Raw genomic sequence first — 16,069 nt, 5'->3', positions numbered from 1 at the left:
GATGTCCTGCACCACCCCACCCCTACTTCGCCTCCGCGTAACACTCCACCACCGCCGTACTGAACGGAAACCGCACCGGCGTCTCCCCGAACGTCAGCCGGGCCGCCACCCGCGCCGACTCGTGGATCGCCGCGACCACCGCCTCCGTCTCCTCCTCCGGGCAGTGCACGATGACCTCGTCGTGCTGGAAGAAGACCAGCTCCGCCGAGAGGCCGACACAGGAGCGGCGCAGGGCGGCGAGCAGGAGGAGGGTCCAGTCGGCGCCGCTGCCCTGGACGACGAAGTTGCGGGTGAAGCGGCCCCGCGCGCGGGAGTTGCGGGACGCGTAACCGGGAACCCACTCCTGCGCGCCGCCCTCGTCTCCCTCTCCCCGTCCCCCGGCGGCCGTGTCCTCGCCGTCGTCCATCGGGATGCCCGCCTCGTCGCCGATGTCGTCCCGCGAGGAACCGGCCGCCGGTGGGCAGGTCCGGCCCAGCCAGGTGCGGACCAGGCGGCCTTCCTCCCCGGCACGGGCGGCGTCGTCGACATAGGCCACCGCCCGCGGGAAGCGGCGTCTGAGCGCGGCGAGGTTCTTGAGGCCGTCGCCGCTGGTCTGGCCGTAGATCGCGCCCAGCACCGCCAGCTTGGCCTGGTCGCGGTCGCCGGAGAAGGCGCGGTCGGAGACCGACTGGTACAGGTCGCTCTCGCGGGCCGCGACCTCCATGAGGCCGGGGTCGCGGGAGATCGCGGCCAGCACCCTCGGCTCCATCTGGCTCGCGTCCGCCACCACCAGCCGCCAGCCCGGGTCCGCGACCACGGCCCGCCGGATCACCTTCGGGATCTGGAGCCCGCCCCCGCCATTGGTGACCCAGCGCCCCGTCACCGTGCCGCCCGCGAGGAACTCCGGCCGGAAGCGCCCCTCCCGCACCCAGTCGTGCAGCCACGACCAGCCGTGCGCGACCCAGATCCGGTACAGCTTCTTGTACTCCACCAGCGGCTTCACCGCCGGATGGTCGATGTTCTCGATCTCCCAGCGGCGGGTCGAGCCGATCTTGATGCCCGCCCGCGCGAACGCCTTGATCACATCGGCCGGCAGATCCGGCCGCACCCGCCGCCCGAACGCCGCCGACACCTCCTCCGCCAGCTCCGCGAGGCGCCGCGGCTCGCCCCCGCCCGCGTACCGCTCGCCCAGCAGCTCGTGCAGCACCTCCCGGTGGACGTCCGCCCGCCAGGGCAGCCCCGACGCGTTCATCTCCGCCGCCACCAGCGTCCCCGCCGACTCCGACGCCGTCAGCAGCCGCATCCGGTCGGGGTGCTCCGCCCGCTCGTGGCGGTGCTGCTGCTCGGCGTACACCGCGAGCAGGTCGGCCAGCGGTACATGCGCCGACGGCGGCTCGAACAGCGGTGACTGCGCGCCCGGTTCCGCCGGGCGCAGCGGTGGATCCGCCGGGACCGGGCCGCCGCGCAGCCGGGCCAGGGCCGCGGCGGCGGAACGGGGCTCCCCGTACCGCCCCTCATGGCCGAGCAGCAGCGTCTCGGCCGCCTCGATGTCGTAGCACCGCTCCACGCGCACCCCCGCGGCGAGCAGAGCGGGATACATCTCCCCGGTGGACCGCCACACCCACCGCGTCACATCGGGCCGCCCCCGCACGGCCTCGGCCGCGTCCGCCTCCCGGCGCACCGGCCCGCCGGGCAGCCCGTCCGGGCCGAGGGGGGCGACCTCCACGCCACCACCCTCGACCGCGGCGAGTGCCCAGCGATCGACCATGCTGCCGAGTGTGCCACCCGGGTCTGACAATGCCCGGGATGGCCTTCTTTGCGGCATTGGGGATGGTAGATGCCTCCGTGGCCCGACGCCCGCCCTCGGCCTCGTCGCGCAGGGCGGGCAGCGGCTGAAGCCCCGGCCCGGACCGAGGTCCGTGGACTCCTTGGGCGCGCAGCATCCGGGAGATGAGGGCGGAGCCGGAGACGGGGTCGGTGACGGGGTCCGTGACAGGGGCGGTGACGGGTCGGCGGTGCTGGGGCGGCGACGGGGCGGCGGTGCCGGGACGGCGCTGGCGCTCGGCGGGAGCACCCCCTCCCGCGTGGCACGATCGAGCACGTGAGTACGACCCCGCCCACCACCGTCGACCGCGCCCTCGCCGCCCTCTACGCCCCCGACGGCGACGGCACCGCCCTCGACACCGCCGCCTCCCTCCTCGCCGCCGACCCCTCCGCCGACGCGGAGCTGGACCGGCGCGGCCGGGAGTTCGTCGCGGCGGCCTGGCGGCGCGGCTGGCAACCCGCCGACGTCCTCCGCCTGGTACGCCGCGAACTGGACGACGTCCACGCGCGCCTCGCCGCCGCTCTCATCCGCGCGCAGGCGCCCGACGACCGTCCGCGCGGACCCCGCTGGGCCGGTCAGCTCGACGCCCTGCCCGCGGGTACGCCGCCCCGCGCGGACCGCTTCTCCCACGCCGGGGCGGTACTGGAGCTGTACCGGCTGCTGCTGCGGCTGCCCGCCCTGGAGCCGCTCGACGACCACCCCGACAGCGGCGGATCCGGTGCCTCCGGCGGCTCCCCGTCCCGCACCCTGGTGCGGATCCGCGCCCTGCTCGCCAAAGCCGAGGCCACCGGCTTTCCCGACGAGGCCGAGGCGCTCACCGCCAAGGCGCAGGAGCTGATGGCCCGGTACAGCGTGGACGAGGCGCTGCTCGCCGCGCGGGCGCCCGCCCCCGACGCGCCCGGCGCCTGCCGGATCGGTGTCGAGCCGCCCTATGAACAGGCCAAGGCCGTCCTCCTGGACGCGGTCGCCACCGCCAACCACTGCCGCGCGGTGTGGAACGAACCCTTCGGCTTCTCCACGGTCGTCGGGTTCGAGGCCGATCTCACCGCCGTCGAACTGCTCTACACCTCGCTGCTGGTCCAGGCCGACACCGCCATGACCCGGGCCGAGGCCGCCCAGCGCAAGGGCGGTCGCAAGCGCACCAAGACCTTCCGGCAGTCCTTCCTCGCCGCCTACGCCCACCGCATAGGGGCCCGGCTCGCCGAGGCCGCCGAGACCCAGGTCAGCGACGATCTGCTGCCCGTGCTCGCCACCCGCGCGGTGGCCGTCACCGACGCCACCGACCGGATGTTCCCCGAGACCACCACCACCCGGCTCCGCGGTGTCACCGACGCGGCCGGCTGGGCCCAGGGCTCCGCAGCCGCCGACCGCGCGGAGGTCGCCTCCCGCCGACGGCTGCCACCTCGCTGAAACCCGGCCCCAGGGGAGCCCGCCCGAGCCTCAGTCCCCCGCCTGCTGGAACGCGCTCACCGAAGCCTCCGGTACCCCGCCCTCCGCTGCCACCGGGCCGTACGACCACGGAAGCCCCGCCCCTTGGTCGCCGCCGGGAAGGCTGACCCGCAGTTGCTCGGCGTCGACACCGCCCGTACCGCGCACATAGGTGACGGTGAAGGTCGCGGTGACGTCCTTGGCGAGCGTCAGTTGCTGAGCGGTGGCGGCCTCGTCGGCCGGGATGTCCACGGCGGCGTCGCCGCCCTCCAGCTTGACGCCGGGGAAGCCGTCCAGGACGCAGTCCTCGCCCTGGTTGGTGAGGGTGACCGGCACATTGCCGGTGTCCCCGTCGGCCGGTGCCTCGGCGGCCGGACCGGCCTCCACCGTCAGGTCCCCGATCGCACACGCGCCGGGCGCCGCCGAGGCCGCCGACGCCTTGCCGTCGGCAGCGCCGCCGTCGCCGCTGTCGTCGCCGCTGTCGTCACCCCCACAGGCACCGAGCAGCAGAGCGCCCGCAAGGGCGAGGACGGTGAGCGAAAGCGGACGCGCGCGCATGTACAAGATCCCCACGGGTGGCAGAGCAGATGACGGAAGAAGAAGACCACCGGACGACAGCCAATGGCCGGCAGAAGCCGATGATCTGGCAGGAGCTTACGCTGGCCGGACGAGTCGGCTCCGGAAGAAAATCTCGGCGGACCGGGAACTCGGCGCCGCCCCCGGCCCGTTGATCCATCAGCCGGACGGCGAACGCCCGCCCGGCGAAGGCCGGGAAGCCCAGGACGGACGGGTCACTGCCCCGGACCCGGCGTCGGCAGCCCCGACGGCAGTCGTCCGCCCTCGGCCTTGGTGTACGTCTCCGTCCCGAGCGTGCCGCCCCAGGTCACCTCAAGCATGGTGGCCGACACGGAGCCGACCGTGCCCGCGGCCCGGTCGTCGCCGTCGGTGCACTTGAGGCTGATCACGCGCTCGCCGTCCGCCTCCGCGACCGTCCCGCCGCACACATTCCCGCCGGTCGCGAAGAGCCCCGCGTCCGTGCCCGTGACGATCAGGGCGACCACCTTCCCGTCCTCGGAGGTGGTGACCCAACTGCCCTCCAGCTCCCCCGCAGCGGAAGGCGAACCACCGGACACATCTCCGGTACCCGCCGAGGCAGCGGCGGTGGGGGAGGGGGAAGGGGAAGAAGGGGAAGCCGAAGGGGGCACGGAGCCGCCGTCCGAGCCACCCCCACCACCCCCGCTACCCCCTCCTTCACCCCCTCCACCACCGCTGCACCCGCTCACCGCGAGTACGCCCGTCGCCCCGGCGACCACGGCAACCCACCGCGCCCACCGGACCCCCCGCCCCCACCGACCCGTACCAGCACCAATGCCCGTACCAGCACGACTACCAGCACGTTCACCAAGCCCACTCGACACCGAAGCCACGGAAGCCCCCACAACGAACCGATCGGACGTCATGACCCATGACGCATGTTTCACGACCCATGACTCACGACCCAAGACCCACAGCAAGCTACTACCAGCCCCCGACCCCACCGCCCCGAACTCGGCAAGCCCCGCCCGCGCGCAGCCCTCCCCTTCACCAGGACGCCTACCAGGACGCCTTGCGCACCCCCGGCAGATACCCCGCGTGCGCCTGCCCCCGCAGCCTCACCCGGGACAGGCCGAACGCGCGGAAGTACCCCCGCGGGCGCCCGTCCACCGCGTCCCGGTTGCGCACGCGGGTGGCGCTGGCGTCGCGTGGCTGGGCGCGCAGTTCGCGCTGAGCGGCCAGCCGTTCGGCGTCGGTCGAGGCGGGGCGGCGGATGATCTCCTTCAGTTCGGCCCGCCGCTCCGCGTACCGGGCGACGATCGCCCCGCGCCGCTCGTTCTTCGCGATCTTGCTCTTCTTCGCCATGGACCCGCCCCCTCAGACCTTGACCCCGCGCGCCCGGATGCGCGCGACGGCCGCCTCGACGCCGATCGTGTCGACCGTCCTGATCCCGCGGGCGCTCAGCCGCAGCCGTACGTACCGCCCTTCGCTCGGCAGCCAGTAGCGCTTGGACTGGACATTGGGGTCGAACCGGCGGGGAGTGCGCCGATGGGAGTGGGAGATGCGGTTGCCGAAGCCCGGCCGGGCGCCGGTGAGCATGCAGTGCGCGGACATGGGGTGGTGACGTACCTCTCTGCCAGGGAAGGTGTTAATGGGAATCGTTTTCAGTAAGATAGCAGCATGGCACGCAACGAACTCCGTCCGGTGGTGAGGCTCCGGTCCACCGCCGGTACCGGCTACACCTACGTCACCCGCAAGAACCGCCGCAGCGACCCGGACCGTATGACCCTGCGCAAGTACGACCCGGTGGCCGGGCGGCACGTCGACTTCCGAGAGGAGCGCTGAGGCACCGCATGCGCCAGGGAATCCATCCCGCCTACGGCCCCGTCGTCTTCCGCGACCGGGCCGCGAACCACGCCTTCCTCACCCGTTCGACCATGACGAGCGAGAAGACGATCGTCTGGGAGGACGGCCGCACCTACCCGGTGGTGGATGTGGAGATCTCCCATGTGAGCCACCCCTTCTACACGGGCACCGCGCGCGTCCTGGACACCGCGGGCCGCGTCGAGCGCTTCGAGCGCCGGTACGGAAAGCAGGGCTAGGCCGGTGCCCGACCTCCCCGTGGTGATCGTCGGCGGGCTGCACGCCGATGCCCGCCGGGCCGCGGTGGCCCGGCTGCTCGCCGACGTACCCGGCAGTGTCGTACTCCACCACGACCTCGCGACGGCCCCGGCCGGCACCGTCGTACGGACCGTCTCCGACGCCGGCGGCGTCCTCGCCACCGGTGAGGCGCCGCTGGTCGACGACTGCGCGTGCTGCGCGCTGCGCGAGGACCTGGTGCCCGAGCTGGCGCGGCTCGCCCGGGGCGGGGTCACCCCGCTCGCGATCGTCGAGTTGTGGGACTCCGTCGAGCCCAGGGCGATGGCGGAGGTGATCGTCTCCGGCGGGCTGCGGCTCACCGCCGTGATCACCGCCGTCGATCCGGCGCTGCTGCTGCCGTATCTCGCCAACGGCGACGATCTCGCCGAGCGCGGCCTCGCCGCCGCCCCCACCGACCGGCGCACGGTCGCCGACACCTTCGCCCGCCAACTCGAGTACGCGCCGGTCCTCGCGATCACCGACTCCCCGGAGGCCGACGACGAGGACCGCGAGCTGCTGACCCAACTCCACCCGACGGCCCACCGCATCCCGGTCGAACCGCCGATCCCCACACCGTCCCCAGAATCGCCAAAACCACCCCAGCCGCCACAGAACACCCAACAACCACCCCCACCCACCCCCAGCCTCCACACCCCCCGAACCCCTCTGACCCCCCAAACCCCCTGCACCCCCCTCACCCCCCTCACCGAAACCGCCATCGCCCCCACCGCCCGCTTCGACGTGGACGCCGCCGCGGCAGCCCAGCACCCCGCCTGTGCGCTGCTGCCCGCCGAGGCCGACGCGCACGGGGTCGGCACCCTGGTCTGGCACCGCAGAAGACCGTTCCACCCCGAGCGCCTCTACGCCGCGCTGGAGGACCTGACCTGCGCCGCCGTGCGCAGCAGAGGGCGGTTCTGGCTCGCCGACCGGCCGGACACGCTGCTGCACTGGGACGCGGCGGGCGGCGCGCTCTGCGTCGAGACGGCCGGTCCGTGGCTGGCCTCGCTGCCGGACGCGGCCTGGGACCTGGTGCCGCCGACGCGCCGGGCCGCCGCCGCGCTGGACTGGCACCCCGAGCACGGCGACCGCTGCCAGCACCTGGTGCCCCACCACCAGACAGGTAGGAGATCCCCTACGTTTGACGCGTAGGGAATCTCCTACCTATAGTCACCTGTATGACGAACCCCACCGCAACCACTCCCGCCCCCACTCCCAACCCCACCCACATCACCCACACCTCCTTCATCACCCTCCCCGTCACCGACCAGGACCGAGCCCTGCGCTTCTACCGGGACGTCCTCGGTTTCGAGGTCACCGCCGACCTCCAGATGCCGCCCGGCCGCTGGCTCCAGGTCGCCCCGCGCGGCGCACAGACCGTGTTCACGCTCTCCGGGCCCGGCATGGGCGGTTTCGAGCCCGGCTCGACCCGGGGGATCATGTTGGTCACGACCGATGTCGACACCGACTGCGCGCGCCTCACCGAGGCGGGCGTCGCCGTGGAGGGCCCCGAGGAACAGCCGTGGGGCCGGATGGCCTCCTTCCGCGACCCCGACGGCAACGCGCTGATGCTCCTGACGGAGAAGGAAGGTCTCTGATCACGCCATGACCGCAACCGGGACCGGGACGGACACACCCCCACCGCACGGAACTGCGGCACCCCCCGGACCGACCCCCGCCCCCCAGACAACCACCCCCACCGACCGCCTCTTCGCCGCCCTGGCCAACAGCACCCGGCGTGAAGTGCTGCGGCTGCTGCGGGACGGCGGCCCGCAGTCCGTCCAGGCGCTGGCCGATCACTTCGCCATGCGGCGCCCGAGCCTCTCCGAGCATCTGAAGGTGCTCAGAGAGGCCGGTCTGGTCTCCGAGCAGCGCTCCGGCAGGCAGCGTATCTACCGCCTGGAGGCGTCCCCGCTGGCCGATGTACAGGACTGGCTGCACCCGTACGAGCGCTTCTGGCGCGAACGGCTGACCGGCCTCGGCGCGCTGCTGGACCGGATGCCCGACGATGGGGCGACATGAGCACCGCCTCCCCGGACCAGCCGAACCGGCCCCACGAACCCGCCGACGACGACCTGACGGCCATCCATGTCGACCACTTCTTCCCCCATCCACCCGCCAAGGTCTGGCGCGCGCTGACCGAGCCCGAGCTGCTCGTGCAGTGGCAGATGCCAGGTGCGGAGCACTTCCGGCTGGAGGTCGGTCATCACTACCGGATGACTTCGGTGCCAAGGCCGAACACGGGATTCTCCGGCACGGTGGAAGTACGTGTGCTGGCCTACGACATTGAACGGATGCTTCGAGTCCGCTGGGCCGACACCGATCCGACCAACTCCGCCGACTGGACGCTCACGTGGACATTGGAACAGGAAGGGCGGGGAACGCGTCTGTTCCTAGTGCACGAGGGATTCGACCCCGACGATCCTGCGCAGTTGATGGCGCGGAGGATCATGGGCGGAGGGTGGAGATCGCATGTCATGCGGTCTCTGGGGCAGACGCTCGACCGGATGGAAGCACCGGATGGAAGCAGATGGAACCACATCCGTGAAACGTCCGTGAAAACGAATGGATCACCCTGGGGGAATGGGTAAAGCTGGGGCGGCGGAGGTAAAGCGGTCGTCAAAGCTGTAATCACAGGAACACCCCGCGTGCACGTGCATCTGCGCATGCATTCGCCCATGCATCCGCAGGTGAACAAGGTTATGATCCGGCACAGTTGACCGATGCATCAATGGCCACACCAGCCAGTGCACCACCGGGGAGCGACCTGTGGACCACGACGTGTACGACGGTGATGTGTACGACGGTGACCCCTATGGCGGTGACCTCTACGGCGGAGTCCCCGCCCCCGGCGTCTACAACGGCATGGCCGCCGCCAAGCTGGGCTCAGTGGCCTGGCAGAAGAGCCGGCACAGCAATTCCCAGGGATCCTGCGTGGAGTTCGCGAGACTGCCCGGCGGCGCGGTCGCCGTACGCAACTCGAACTTCCCGGACGGTCCCGCGCTCGTCTACACCCGCGCCGAGATCGAGGCCATGCTGCTCGGTGTCAAGGACGGGGAGTTCGACCATCTGATCGCCGGCTGAGGCGCGGCCCGTCCGGCGCGCCCACGGACGTGTCGCGCGACGGGTCGCGGGGCCTGGTCCGTACCAGCCGGTAACGCGCGTAGAACCGGGGCACCATGAAGTGCTCCGGTCCATCAACATCCATCGCCGGGCCGAAGGCCCCCTCTCAGCCGGGCCTCACCCCGCACCCGGACCCCCTCCACCCCCTGGACCCCTTCCATCCCCCGGGCATCCTCCCCGGGTATCAGCCCGCCCCTCTCGCCGCCACCGATCTCCCCACCGCGGTCCACCCCACCGCGGTCCACCCCACCGCGGTCCACCCCACCACGATCCACCCCACCACGATCCTTCTCACCGCGGTCCAACTCGCCGCGCTCCTCCCCGAGGCCGAACATCGCCCAGACGACCTTCCCGGGCAGTGATCCGGCCAGCGGGTGCCAGCCCCAGCTATCGCTGAAGGAGTCCACCAGGAACAGCCCCCGGCCGGACTCCGCCGAGAAGTCCTCGGTCTCCCGGGCGACCGGTGTATCGGCGCTGGGATCGCGTACGGCGCACACCAGGCGGCCGGTCCAGCGCATCAACTGGAGCCGCACCAACTGCTCATGGCCCAGCGGCCCCACCGGACAGGGGTCGGGGTGCGGCAGGGCGTGGCGCAGCGCGTTGGTGACGAGTTCGGAGACCACCAGGCAGATGTCGTCGAAGCGGTCGCCCACGTCCCAGCCGCCCAGGGTGGCGCGCGCGAACCGGCGGGCCTCGCGCACCGCTTCGTAGCGGGCGGGCAGGGCGCAGGAGGCGGCGTCGGACGCGGCCGAGGGGTCCAGTGGCGGAAGGCCCTGCCGTAACGGCTTGAGCATGGTCGATCCATTCGTCCCCATGCGAGGCACTCCCGGGAATTCGCGGTCGTTGCGATGCAGCGGTGGCGCGAGTCCATGGTTTCGGATGCGTACATCAGATGCAAGGGCAGATGCACGTGCACGCGACCGAATTGGACCCTCCCGTACCGCTTGTTGGTCATTTTTTCCGTCACCTTTGCGCCACCTGTGGGCAGTGAGCGGCCCGGAGCGGATGCGGAATGTTTGGCTTCTTTCCGTCTCTGTAACCGGACGAGTACTGCTCGAAGTGCTTTAGTGGCAGACTGCGGGCCCTGAAGACGGTTGGGAGGCGGCGAACGTGAGCGCGGGAGAGCCCGGATCGGTGGTGCGACGCATGCTGCTCGGCTCGCAACTCAGGCGACTGCGCGAGGCGCGCGGCATCACGCGCGAAGCGGCGGGGTACCACATCCGCGCCTCCGAGTCGAAGATCAGCCGGATGGAACTGGGCCGGGTGAGCTTCAAGACGAGGGACGTGGAGGACTTGCTGACGCTGTACGGCATCACGGACGAGACCGAACGCGCCTCCCTGGTCTCCCTGGCCCGTGAGGCCAATGTGGCTGGCTGGTGGCACAGCTACTCGGACGTCCTGCCGACCTGGTTCCCCACCTATGTCGGCCTGGAGGGCGCGGCCTCCCTCATCCGCGCCTACGAGGTGCAGTTCGTGCACGGTCTGCTCCAGACCGAGGCGTACGCCCGCGCGGTGGTGCGGCGCGGGATGAAGGGCGCCGGTGAGGCGGATGTCGAGCGGCGGGTGGCGCTGCGGCTGGAGCGGCAGAAGCATCTGGTCGCCGAGGACGCCCCCGACTTCCACATCGTCCTGGACGAGGCCGCGCTGCGCCGCCCCTACGGCGACCGCGAGGTGATGCGGGGACAGCTCCAGCATCTGATCGAGATCTCCGAGCGGCCCAACGTACGGCTCCAGGTCATGCCGTTCGGCTTCGGCGGGCACTCCGGCGAGTCCGGTGCCTTCACCCTGCTCAGTTTCCCGGAGTCCGATCTGTCCGACGTGGTCTATCTGGAGCAGCTCACCAGCGCCCTCTATCTGGACAAGCCCGAGGACGTCGCCCAGTACGAGACCGCCCTCAAGGAACTCCAGACGGACAGCCCCGGTCCCGCGGAGAGCCGGGATCTTCTCCGCGGACTGCTTCAACTCTCCTGAAACACAAGTACGATGACGTGCGATCAGAGCGTCAGGTTTTCCGGGTGGGTTCCGGGCGGCTCTCGGTGGCCGGCCGCGCGGTGTCCGTTCGGCGGGCCGGACTCTCATGGATTCCGCCGCTTTCCACGGCTTTGACCGCTTTGGCTTCCACGGCTTTGACCGCTCCCGCTGCGTGACCGGCAGCCGGGGCGGCGGGGATTGAGGGATCACATGTCGTCGTCGTACTTCACCGACCTGGCCCAGCAGTACATCGACGGTGAGTGGCGCCCGGGTACCGGCGCCTGGGACATCATCGATGTCAATCCGTACGACGGCGAGAAGCTCGCCTCCATCACCATAGCCGCGGCCGATGAGATAGATCTGGCCTACCGCGCGGCCGAGCGCGTCCAGCGCGACTGGGCCGAAACCAACGCCTTCACCCGGCGGGCGGTGATCGAGCGGGCCCTGCGCCTGGTCGAGGAGCGCGAGGACGAGATAGCCGAGGCGATCATCGCCGAACTCGGCGGCACGCGCGTGAAGGCCGGTTTCGAACTCCATCTCGCCAAGGAGTTCCTGCGCGAGTCCATCGGCCTGGCCACCACCGAGCAGGGCCGGCTGATCCCCTCCCCGGTCGAGGGCAAGGAGAACCGGCTCTTCCGGGTCCCGGTCGGGGTCGTCGGGGTCATCAGCCCCTTCAACTTCCCTTTCCTGCTCTCCCTCAAGTCCGTCGCCCCCGCTCTCGCCCTCGGCAACGGCGTGGTCCTCAAGCCCCACCAGGACACTCCGGTCTGCGGTGGCACCCTGATCGCGAAGATCTTCGAGGACGCGGGACTGCCGCCGGGCCTGCTCAATGTCGTCATCACCGACATCGCCGAGATCGGCGACGCCTTCATCGAGCACCCGGTGCCCAAGGTGATCTCCTTCACCGGCTCCGACAAGATCGGCCGCCATGTGGCCGTCGTCTGCGCGGGCGGGTTCAAGCGCGCCCTTCTGGAACTCGGCGGCAACAGCGCCCTGGTGGTCCTGGAGGACGCCGACCTCGACTACGCCGTCGACGCGGCGGTCTTCAGCCGGTACGTCCATCAGGGCCAGGTCTGCATGGCCGCCAACCGGATCCTGGTGGACCGCTCGGTCGCCGCCGAGTTCACCGAGAAGTTCGTCGCCAAGGTCAGGTCCCTCAAGACGGGCGACCCGCGGGACCCGGATACGGTGATCGGCCCGGTGATCAACGCCTCCCAGGCGGAGATGATCTCGGCGTCCGTCGAGCAGGCACTGGCCGAGGGCGCCACCGCGCTGCTGCGGGGCGAGACCCGCGACAACCTGATCGAGCCATCGGTCCTGACCGACATACCCGCCGATTCCCCGCTGCTGCGGGAGGAGATCTTCGGCCCGGTGGCCCTCCTCATCCCCTTCGACGGCGAGGAGGAGGCGGTCCGGCTGGTCAACGACACGCCGTACGGCCTCAGCGGAGCGGTGCACACGGGCGACCCGGAGCGGGGCGTGCGCTTCGCGCGGCGCGTCGACACGGGGATGTTCCATGTCAACGACGGGACCGTGCACGACGAGCCGCTCGTGCCCTTCGGGGGCGAGAAGAACTCCGGGGTGGGGCGGCTGAACGGCGAGTCGACGGTGGACGCGTTCACCTCGCTGAAGTGGGTCTCGGTGCAGACGGGGCGCAGCGGGTTCCCGTTCTGAGGCACCCTTGGTCCGCCTTTCTCTGCTTCTCTCCGCTTCCCCTCCCGGCACGGGCGGCATTGGGTCAGGGTCTGACCTCATTGCCCCCTAGCGTCATCGGTGTCAGCAGGGCAAGGGACATCCGATCAGGGAAGCGGGGCCAGTCATGGTCACTCACGTGCGGGCCGAGGCGGCGGGCGACGAGCGCGGGGCGCTGCTCGCCTTCATCGAGGAGCAGCGCGGCGGCATCCGCCGTTCCGTGCTGGGGCTCACCGAGGAGCAGGCGGCGGCCCGGCCGAGCGCCAGCGAACTGACCCTCGGCGGGCTGCTCAAGCATGTCGCCGAGGTCGAGCAGAGCTGGATCGCCCGCGCCAAGGGCGAGCCGCCGGCGGTGGCGCGGGACGAGTCGAACTGGCACGAGTGCTTCACGCTGGTCGACGGCGAGAGCGTGGAGTCCCAGCTCGCGTACGGGGAGAAGGTCGCCGCAGAGACGGAGGCGTACGTCCGCTCGGTGCCGAGCCTGGACGACACCTTCCCGCTGCCGGACCAGCCCTGGTTCCCGCCCGAGGGGCGGGTCTCGGTGCGCTGGGTGTGTCTGCATCTGATCCGCGAGATCGGGCGGCACGCGGGGCACGCGGACATCATCCGCGAGTCGCTGGACGGGAAGACGGCGTTCGAGCTGGTGGCGCTGGAGCGCGGGGAGACCTGGGGCTGACCGCCGCCCCCCGGTGCTTGACGCCTACCCTGAACCCATGTCAGCGATCCGTCTCCTGGTGCTGGGGGCCATCCGTCAGCACGGGCGGGCCCATGGGTACCAGGTCCGCAACGACCTGGAGTTCTGGGGCGCGCACGAGTGGTCCAACGCCAAGCCCGGCTCGATCTACCACGCGCTGAAGCAGATGGCCAAACAGGGCCTCCTGGTCGTGCACGAGGTGGCGCCGTCCACGGCGGGCGGTCCGCCGCGCACCGAGTACGAGGTCACCGGGAAGGGCACGGAGGAGTACTTCTCCCTGGTCCGCTCCTCCCTCACCGCCTACGACCAGCACCCCGACGTACTCACCGCCGCTCTCGGCTTCATGGTCGACCTGCCGCGCGCGGAGGTGCTCGACCTGCTGGAGGAGCGGGTGCGGGCGATCGGGGCGTGGCGGAAGGCCGTCACCGAGTACTACACCCCGGAGGGCGGCCCGGCCCAGCTCGGCCATATCGGCGAGATCATGAACCTCTGGGTGTATACCGCCGACACCGGCGCCGAGTGGACCCGCGGGCTGATCGACCGGATCCGCGCCGGGGCGTACACCTTCGCCGGGGAGGGCGAGCCGTTCGTCGGGGTGCTGGGGGAGGGCGAGGAGAACCCGTACGCGACGGGCGAGCGACACGCCGGGGACGACCGCTGAGCGGGGTCCCCTGGGGCCCGCTCTCACTGAGGAAGCGCTCATGCGCCCACGAAGCCCAGTAATCAAGTTTGACTAACAAGAGTCCGGGGAATTACTCTCCGGCGGTTGTTGTTAGTCAAGTTTGACTAGACGGGCTGGACTGAGCGAGGGAGTGGGTGGCGCAGTGTCCGATACGGCCATCGCCGTCGAAGGCGCGCACAAGACGTACGGCGACAAACACGCACTGGACGGGCTCGACCTCACCGTCGGCCGCGGCACCGTGCACGGAGTGCTCGGCCCCAACGGGGCGGGCAAGACCACCCTCGTCCGGATCCTGGCCACCCTGCTGCGCCCGGACTCCGGACGGATCACCGTGGCCGGGTACGACGTCCGGAGCCAGGCCCAGCAGGTCCGTCACCGCATCGGTCTGCTCGGCCAGCACGCGGCACTGGACGAGGAACTGGGCGGCCACCAGAACCTGGAGATGTTCGGCCGCCTCTACCACCTGGGCGCCCGGCACGCGCGCGGGAGGGCGACAGAGCTCCTGGAGCGCTTCGGCCTCCAGGACACCGGCCGCAAGGCGGTCAAGCAGTACAGCGGCGGCATGCGGCGGCGGCTCGACCTCGCCGCGTCCCTGATCGTGGAACCGGAGGTGCTCTTCCTGGACGAACCGACGACCGGCCTCGATCCGCGCGGACGCACCGAGGTGTGGTCCGCCGTCCGCTCCCTGACCGGCGGCGGTACGACGGTCCTGCTGACCACGCAGTACCTGGAGGAGGCCGATCAGCTCGCCGACCGGATCTCGGTGGTCGACCGGGGCCGGGTCGTCGCGGACGGCACGGCCGACGCCCTGAAGAACCTCATCGGCGGCGACCGGATCGACGTCGTGCTGCACGACGAGGGGCAGCTCGACACGGCCGTGGCGCTGCTGCCGATACCCCGGGACGAGGTGACGGTCGACCGGGACCGGCGGCTGATCAGCGCCCCGGTCACCGACCGGATGACCGCCCTCTCCGAGGTCGTACGGGCCCTGGAGACGGCCGGGCTCCGGGCGGAGGACGTGGCCCTGCGGCGGCCCACGCTGGACGAGGTGTTCCTGCATCTGACCGGGCGGGACGAGAAGACGAAGGAGAGGGTGGGATGAGTACGGACGTACGGATGAACGCGCGGGCGAACGCAGGGGTGAACACCGGTGGATCCGCTGTGGCGCACGCCCTGGCCGACGCGTGGACCATGACCCGGCGGGAACTCGCCCACTGGGCGCGGCAGCCGGTCGGGATCGTGGTGAACCTGGTCTTCCCGGTGATGCTGCTGGTGATGTTCGGCTATCTGGTCGGCGGCGGGCGCGGGATCACCGGTGACTACGTCGACTTCCTGGTGCCCGGCATGCTGGCGCTCACCATGGCCTTCGGGCTGGAGTCCACCATGGTCGCGGTCACCCAGGACCTCAACAAGGGCGTGATCGACCGCTTCCGCTCCATGCCGATGGCCAACGGGGCGGTGCTGGTGGGCCGGTCCGTCGCCGACATGCTCCAGTCCGCGCTGATGCTGCTGGTGCTGGTCGGTGTGGGGTTCGCCCTGGGCTGGCGGGCGACCGGCGGGGTCGGTGGCTTCCTGGCCGCGCTCGGACTGCTGCTGCTCTTCCGGTTCGCGATGCTGTGGATCGGTATCCATCTGGCCCTGGTGGCGGGCAAGCCGGAACTGGTGACGGCGGTGCAGATCCTGGTCTGGCCGGTGGGCTTCCTCTCCAACGCCTTCGCGAGCCCGGACTCCATGCCGGACTGGCTGGGCACGGTGGTGCAGTGGAACCCGATGTCCCATACGGCGACGGCGGTCCGCGATCTGTTCGGCAACCCCGGCGGGGAGCCCGGCCATGTCTGGGCGGCGGTGGTGTGGCCGCTGGCCCTGCTGGCGCTGTTCTTCCCGCTGGCGGTACGGAGGTTCGGGCGGTTGAGCAAGTAGCGGGGTGAGGGGGATGGACGGAGAAGGGGTGAGGTGGCGGGAGGGGAGAGGTGGCGAGAGGGGTGAGGTGGTGGGAGAGATGAGT

At 71.1% G+C, this 16,069-nt stretch carries 18 protein-coding genes and 2 pseudogenes; 14 read left to right on the top strand and 6 right to left on the bottom strand.

What is annotated here, in order from left to right; all coding sequences use genetic code 11:
* Nucleotides 1-22 precede the first annotated feature (22 nt).
* Nucleotides 23-1,747 carry a bifunctional 3'-5' exonuclease/DNA polymerase gene (locus AB0O01_RS20180; RefSeq protein WP_365315091.1) on the bottom strand — a complete coding sequence of 575 codons (1,725 nt, stop codon included), beginning with the start codon at nt 1,745-1,747 and terminating at the stop codon, nt 23-25.
* Between the two features lie 333 nt (nt 1,748-2,080).
* Between AB0O01_RS20180 and AB0O01_RS20175 the strand changes: the two genes are divergently transcribed.
* Complete coding sequence (locus AB0O01_RS20175; protein ID WP_365315090.1) at nt 2,081-3,214, top strand: DUF2786 domain-containing protein; 1,134 nt, start codon at nt 2,081-2,083, stop codon at nt 3,212-3,214.
* A gap of 30 nt (nt 3,215-3,244) precedes the next feature.
* Here the strand turns inward: AB0O01_RS20175 and AB0O01_RS20170 are convergent, their stop codons facing one another.
* The 4 genes from AB0O01_RS20170 to rpmB all read right to left on the bottom strand — a co-directional run bounded on the left by AB0O01_RS20170 (nt 3,245) and on the right by rpmB (nt 5,380).
* Nucleotides 3,245-3,790: a DUF4232 domain-containing protein gene (locus tag AB0O01_RS20170; RefSeq protein WP_365315089.1), complete on the bottom strand. Its 546-nt coding sequence runs from the start codon at nt 3,788-3,790 to the stop codon at nt 3,245-3,247.
* 233 nt (nt 3,791-4,023) lie between these two features.
* Entirely contained in the window at nt 4,024-4,365 is a 342-nt protein-coding gene (locus tag AB0O01_RS20165) for a hypothetical protein (protein WP_365315087.1), read from the bottom strand.
* 460 nt (nt 4,366-4,825) lie between these two features.
* Complete coding sequence (gene rpsN, locus AB0O01_RS20160; protein ID WP_365315085.1) at nt 4,826-5,131, bottom strand: 30S ribosomal protein S14; 306 nt, start codon at nt 5,129-5,131, stop codon at nt 4,826-4,828.
* A 12-nt stretch (nt 5,132-5,143) separates the two neighbouring features.
* Nucleotides 5,144-5,380: a 50S ribosomal protein L28 gene (gene rpmB, locus AB0O01_RS20155; RefSeq protein ID WP_355745218.1), complete on the bottom strand. Its 237-nt coding sequence runs from the start codon at nt 5,378-5,380 to the stop codon at nt 5,144-5,146.
* A 66-nt stretch (nt 5,381-5,446) separates the two neighbouring features.
* Between rpmB and rpmG the strand changes: the two genes are divergently transcribed.
* The 7 genes and pseudogenes from rpmG (at nt 5,447) to AB0O01_RS20120 (ending at nt 8,986) form a co-directional block, all read left to right on the top strand.
* Nucleotides 5,447-5,611 (top strand): 50S ribosomal protein L33, encoded by a 165-nt coding sequence (gene rpmG, locus AB0O01_RS20150; RefSeq protein ID WP_189188566.1) that lies wholly within the window; start codon nt 5,447-5,449, stop codon nt 5,609-5,611.
* Between the two features lie 8 nt (nt 5,612-5,619).
* Nucleotides 5,620-5,868 (top strand): type B 50S ribosomal protein L31, encoded by a 249-nt coding sequence (locus tag AB0O01_RS20145; protein WP_365315083.1) that lies wholly within the window; start codon nt 5,620-5,622, stop codon nt 5,866-5,868.
* 4 nt (nt 5,869-5,872) lie between these two features.
* Nucleotides 5,873-7,054 carry a GTP-binding protein gene (locus AB0O01_RS20140; protein WP_365315081.1) on the top strand — a complete coding sequence of 394 codons (1,182 nt, stop codon included), beginning with the start codon at nt 5,873-5,875 and terminating at the stop codon, nt 7,052-7,054.
* Nucleotides 7,055-7,080: 26 nt separating this feature from the next.
* Nucleotides 7,081-7,500: a VOC family protein gene (locus AB0O01_RS20135; protein ID WP_365315079.1), complete on the top strand. Its 420-nt coding sequence runs from the start codon at nt 7,081-7,083 to the stop codon at nt 7,498-7,500.
* 7 nt (nt 7,501-7,507) lie between these two features.
* Entirely contained in the window at nt 7,508-7,924 is a 417-nt protein-coding gene (locus tag AB0O01_RS20130; RefSeq protein WP_365315077.1) for a metalloregulator ArsR/SmtB family transcription factor, read from the top strand.
* Nucleotides 7,921-8,412: pseudogene (locus tag AB0O01_RS20125) on the top strand (SRPBCC domain-containing protein); the annotation flags it as partial. The gene AB0O01_RS20130 and the pseudogene AB0O01_RS20125, both read left to right, overlap by 4 nt.
* Nucleotides 8,413-8,767: 355 nt before the next feature.
* On the top strand, nt 8,768-8,986 hold the full coding sequence (locus tag AB0O01_RS20120; protein ID WP_365315468.1) for a DUF397 domain-containing protein: 219 nt from the start codon (nt 8,768-8,770) through the stop codon (nt 8,984-8,986).
* Between the two features lie 368 nt (nt 8,987-9,354).
* Here AB0O01_RS20120 and AB0O01_RS20115 read toward each other — a convergent pair.
* A pseudogene (locus tag AB0O01_RS20115) lies at nt 9,355-9,819 on the bottom strand (ATP-binding protein); the annotation flags it as partial.
* Between the two features lie 352 nt (nt 9,820-10,171).
* Here AB0O01_RS20115 and AB0O01_RS20110 point away from each other — a divergent pair.
* The 6 genes from AB0O01_RS20110 to AB0O01_RS20085 all read left to right on the top strand — a co-directional run bounded on the left by AB0O01_RS20110 (nt 10,172) and on the right by AB0O01_RS20085 (nt 15,984).
* On the top strand, nt 10,172-10,996 hold the full coding sequence (locus AB0O01_RS20110; protein WP_365315075.1) for a helix-turn-helix transcriptional regulator: 825 nt from the start codon (nt 10,172-10,174) through the stop codon (nt 10,994-10,996).
* A 210-nt stretch (nt 10,997-11,206) separates the two neighbouring features.
* Complete coding sequence (locus AB0O01_RS20105; protein WP_365315073.1) at nt 11,207-12,670, top strand: aldehyde dehydrogenase family protein; 1,464 nt, start codon at nt 11,207-11,209, stop codon at nt 12,668-12,670.
* Nucleotides 12,671-12,815: 145 nt separating this feature from the next.
* Nucleotides 12,816-13,364: a DinB family protein gene (locus tag AB0O01_RS20100; RefSeq protein ID WP_365315072.1), complete on the top strand. Its 549-nt coding sequence runs from the start codon at nt 12,816-12,818 to the stop codon at nt 13,362-13,364.
* 37 nt (nt 13,365-13,401) lie between these two features.
* On the top strand, nt 13,402-14,043 hold the full coding sequence (locus tag AB0O01_RS20095) for a PadR family transcriptional regulator (RefSeq protein ID WP_365315070.1): 642 nt from the start codon (nt 13,402-13,404) through the stop codon (nt 14,041-14,043).
* A gap of 163 nt (nt 14,044-14,206) precedes the next feature.
* Nucleotides 14,207-15,166 (top strand): ATP-binding cassette domain-containing protein, encoded by a 960-nt coding sequence (locus AB0O01_RS20090; RefSeq protein ID WP_365315069.1) that lies wholly within the window; start codon nt 14,207-14,209, stop codon nt 15,164-15,166.
* A gap of 14 nt (nt 15,167-15,180) precedes the next feature.
* Complete coding sequence (locus AB0O01_RS20085) at nt 15,181-15,984, top strand: ABC transporter permease (protein ID WP_365315466.1); 804 nt, start codon at nt 15,181-15,183, stop codon at nt 15,982-15,984.
* The last annotated feature ends 85 nt before the right edge of the window (nt 15,985-16,069 follow it).

It is taken from the genome of Streptomyces sp. NPDC093252 (assembly GCF_040683675.1).
Classification (GTDB): Bacteria; Actinomycetota; Actinomycetes; order Streptomycetales; family Streptomycetaceae; genus Streptomyces.
The sequence above is the reverse complement of the archived record's forward strand: the minus strand, read 5'-3'. Positions and strand labels throughout refer to the sequence as shown.

What these genes read in the sequence shown, in the direction of transcription:
- AB0O01_RS20180 (WP_365315091.1), bottom strand. Translation starts at nt 1,747, where the DNA reads ATGGTCGATCGCTGGGCACTCGCCGCGGTCGAGGGTGGTGGCGTGGAG.
- AB0O01_RS20130 (WP_365315077.1), top strand. Translation starts at nt 7,508, where the DNA reads ATGACCGCAACCGGGACCGGGACGGACACACCCCCACCGCACGGAACT.
- rpmG (WP_189188566.1), top strand. Translation starts at nt 5,447, where the DNA reads ATGGCACGCAACGAACTCCGTCCGGTGGTGAGGCTCCGGTCCACCGCC.
- AB0O01_RS20145 (WP_365315083.1), top strand. Translation starts at nt 5,620, where the DNA reads ATGCGCCAGGGAATCCATCCCGCCTACGGCCCCGTCGTCTTCCGCGAC.
- rpsN (WP_365315085.1), bottom strand. Translation starts at nt 5,131, where the DNA reads ATGGCGAAGAAGAGCAAGATCGCGAAGAACGAGCGGCGCGGGGCGATC.
- AB0O01_RS20085 (WP_365315466.1), top strand. Translation starts at nt 15,181, where the DNA reads ATGAACGCGCGGGCGAACGCAGGGGTGAACACCGGTGGATCCGCTGTG.
- AB0O01_RS20120 (WP_365315468.1), top strand. Translation starts at nt 8,768, where the DNA reads ATGGCCGCCGCCAAGCTGGGCTCAGTGGCCTGGCAGAAGAGCCGGCAC.
- rpmB (WP_355745218.1), bottom strand. Translation starts at nt 5,380, where the DNA reads ATGTCCGCGCACTGCATGCTCACCGGCGCCCGGCCGGGCTTCGGCAAC.
- AB0O01_RS20110 (WP_365315075.1), top strand. Translation starts at nt 10,172, where the DNA reads ATGCTGCTCGGCTCGCAACTCAGGCGACTGCGCGAGGCGCGCGGCATC.
- AB0O01_RS20135 (WP_365315079.1), top strand. Translation starts at nt 7,081, where the DNA reads ATGACGAACCCCACCGCAACCACTCCCGCCCCCACTCCCAACCCCACC.
- AB0O01_RS20095 (WP_365315070.1), top strand. Translation starts at nt 13,402, where the DNA reads ATGTCAGCGATCCGTCTCCTGGTGCTGGGGGCCATCCGTCAGCACGGG.
- AB0O01_RS20105 (WP_365315073.1), top strand. Translation starts at nt 11,207, where the DNA reads ATGTCGTCGTCGTACTTCACCGACCTGGCCCAGCAGTACATCGACGGT.
- AB0O01_RS20100 (WP_365315072.1), top strand. Translation starts at nt 12,816, where the DNA reads ATGGTCACTCACGTGCGGGCCGAGGCGGCGGGCGACGAGCGCGGGGCG.
- AB0O01_RS20170 (WP_365315089.1), bottom strand. Translation starts at nt 3,790, where the DNA reads ATGCGCGCGCGTCCGCTTTCGCTCACCGTCCTCGCCCTTGCGGGCGCT.